The sequence below is a fragment of the Cetobacterium sp. ZOR0034 genome (genome assembly GCF_000799075.1).
Lineage (GTDB): Bacteria > Fusobacteriota > Fusobacteriia > Fusobacteriales > Fusobacteriaceae > Cetobacterium_A.
In genome coordinates, this window is the sequence record NZ_JTLI01000045.1 from 1 (window position 1) to 3,354 (window position 3,354).

Sequence of the window (3,354 nt, forward strand, 5' to 3'; positions counted from 1 at the left end):
TTTTTACTCCTTGAGTTCAAATTTTTCAATATTTTTTGGATAAATTTTTTCTATAGTTTCCTTATATAATAAAAAGTAAAATTTGAATCTATATTCAAATTTTACTTGACTTATAGAGTTTTTTGAATTATAATTCAAGGAGTAAGAAATTTTTTAACTTTTTCCAACAATCAAATAAATATGAAAAAAGCTCTTTTTTATCAGAGCTTTTTTTTATATAAAAAAATCACATATCTTTTTAACTTATCTAAATAAAACTTTAAATAAATTAAAACTATATGTGATTTAAAATAAATGGTGCCTGAGGGGGGACTCGAACCCCCAAGGTGTTAGCACCGGCGGATTTTGAGTCCGCTACGTCTACCAATTCCGTCACTCAGGCTTTACAAATTCATTCTATACCAATTAGAGAGCTTTGTCAACTATTTTATTACAATTAAAGCAAAAAAAAGCCACTTAAAGACTTACTAACGCAAGATTTTTAAGTGGTTTTTAAATTTAATATCTATTACTTAATTATATTTTTTCTCCATTGCTATCTATTACATCTTTATACCAGTAGTAACTATCTTTCTTATATCTATTTAAACTTCCTGTTTCTTCGTTTCTATCTACATAAACAAATCCATATCTTTTTTGATAACCATTTAACCAACTCAATAAATCAGTAAAAGACCAAGTACAATAAGCAAGTACAGTACAGCCATCCTCAATTGCTTGACCCAAAGCATTTAAATGTTCTCTTAGATAATGAATTCTGTATGTATCATGAATCGAATTATCGCTTTCTAATTTATCGAAACTTCCTAATCCGTTTTCAGATATTACAATAGGTAATCTATATCTACTTGTTATTTCTCTACATAAATATGTCAATCCTAAAGGATCTATAGTCCAATCCCAATCTGTTGTTTTCAAATATGGATTTTGAGGGTTCTTAAATAATCCTGGAGTTCCTGTTACTTGAGCAGATCCTTTTTTCCCAGTTGTATTCATACTTCCATATGGTGTAACTCCGTCTATAGAATTATATTCACATACACAACTTTGATAGTAATTTACTCCCATGAAGTTTATCTCTTTTGCTGCTTTTTTCAAAATTTCTTTGTCTTCATCACTCACTATTGGAGCTATACCTTTCCTTTCTAGATATTTCATCGCTACTATTGGATATTCTCCATAAGCATAAACATCTAACCACCAATAGTTTTTTAAATCATCATAATTTAATTTTGAAATTGCATTATCTGGGTTACAATCTAAAGCATAGCTCGGAGTATATGCAAAACTTGCTCCTATCATACCTTCAAATCCCATTTCACGATATGCTAATACCGCTTTTGCATGTGCTAAAAAAGCGTAATGATTTACTTGATAAAACATTTTCTGATCATCAAATTTTCCTGGCGGATGCTGAGCTGTTAACCACCCTAAAGATGTAAAAATATTCTGTTCGTTTAAAGTTATCCAATATTTTACACTTTTACCAAAATTTTCAAATAATACCTTTGCATAGTTTACAAAATCATTAACTATTTTTTCATTTTCAAATCCACCATATTGATCTATTAAACTTTGAGGTAAATCCCAATGAAAAATAGTAACCATGGGTTCTATACCATATTTTAAACATTCATCGATTATATTTTTATAAAATTCTATCCCTTTTGGATTTACTTCTCCATTTCCATTTGGAAATATTCTTGTCCAAGCGATAGAAAATCTATATGTTTTTAATCCCATTTCTGCCATTAAGGCTATGTCCTCTTTGTATCTGTAATAGTGATCAACTGCAACATCACCATTTGTTCCTTTAAAAGTTTTTCCGGGTATTCTTACAAAATTATCCCAGTTAGACATACCCTTCCCATCTACATTATAAGCTCCCTCTACTTGATAAGCTGCAGAAGCACTTCCCCATAAAAAATTTTTTGGAAATTTATGCATATTCTCCCTCTCCTTCAATTATACTTTCTTCTTCTAACATTTTATTGTCAAACGCTTTAAAAAACGGTAAATATATTACCATTCCTATAAGTATTAATAAAATTTGTAAAATAACATATCTAAATGAACCTATTGAAGCTAAATATCCACTTATTAAAGGTGGTGTTGTCCATGGAATTGAAATTCCAGGTAACTTCGGTAAAAATCCAAAAGCTATAGAGAAATACCCTATAAGCCCAGTTAAAATAGGTGTTATAAAAAATGGTATTATTAAATATGGATTCATTACAATTGGTAATCCAAATATAATTGGTTCATTTATATTGAAACAAGCTGCCCCAACCGAAATTTTCCCAACCTCTTTAAGTTGTTTACTTTTAGAAACAAAAGCTAATAAGAAGGCTAAGGCAAAGGTTCCTCCTCCTCCTCCAAGACTTATAAAGATATCGAAGAATGGGCCTCCTAATATATTTGGGATTTCTTTTCCTGCTTCATACGCAAGTCTATTTTGATCTCCTAACAATCCAAGAACAGGTCCAATTGTTCCCAGTATAATTGTAGAACCATGAAGTCCTGCTATCCAGAATAGTTGTATAATAGCAATTATTATAGCTAATCCCCACCAACTTCCTACTAAAAATTTTAGTGGAGTAGTTAACGTTACTTTTAATAATTCATGAACATTTTGGAAATTTGTAACTTCTAAAATCAAACGAATTCCTAAAGTCCCTAGCATTAAAGCTAATGTTGGTATTAATGCAATAAAAGATCTTGCAACTGCTGGTGGTACATTTTCTGGCATTTTAATTACTATATTCTTTTTTATAAACCATGTGTACACCTCTACAGAAATAAGAGATGAAATTATTGCTCCAAAAAGTCCCGCACTTCCTGTATAAACTAAAGGAATAGCATCTACAGTTGTATTCATAAACGAAACCTTATAAGGTGTAAGAATCATAAAAGTCATAAGAGCAAGTGCTATAGATGAAAGACAATCTATTTTATTTTTCTCTGCTAGTCTATAAGATATACCAATACAAGCAAATATTGACATTATGTCAAATGTTGCCCTTACAGGATATAACACCTTCTCCATCCAAGCCTCTCCAAATAAATTTGACATAAATTCATAATATCCAGGTATTGGTAAAAAAGCTAGAATCATAAATATAGAACCAGCTATTGTAAGTGGCATAGATAAAATCAATCCGTCTCTTATCGCTTGTAAATGCTTTTGATTTCCTATTTTAGCAGCTACAGGCATAAATTTCTCTTCTAAAAATGTATTGAATTTTTCAAATATACTCATATTTCCCCCTCATGTTTATATTGTTTCTGTTAACTTAAAATTTATTGAAACTACTCCAATCCTTTGAGGTATAATAGTTATTCGACCAACCAATA

Annotated in this window: 2 protein-coding genes and 1 tRNA gene; all 3 read right to left on the reverse strand. The window is 30.1% G+C overall.

Annotation, left to right across the window (positions count from 1 at the left end; genetic code table 11):
- Positions 1-295: 295 nt before the first annotated feature.
- A tRNA-Leu gene (locus L992_RS09095) sits at positions 296-382 on the reverse strand.
- 134 nt (positions 383-516) lie between these two features.
- Entirely contained in the window at positions 517-1,947 is a 1,431-nt protein-coding gene (locus L992_RS09100; RefSeq protein WP_047395774.1) for a glycoside hydrolase family 1 protein, read from the reverse strand.
- Positions 1,940-3,259: a PTS cellobiose transporter subunit IIC gene (gene celB, locus L992_RS09105; RefSeq protein WP_047395776.1), complete on the reverse strand. Its 1,320-nt coding sequence runs from the start codon at positions 3,257-3,259 to the stop codon at positions 1,940-1,942. Before celB ends, L992_RS09100 begins: the two co-directional genes overlap by 8 nt.
- Between the last annotated feature and the right edge of the window lie 95 nt (positions 3,260-3,354).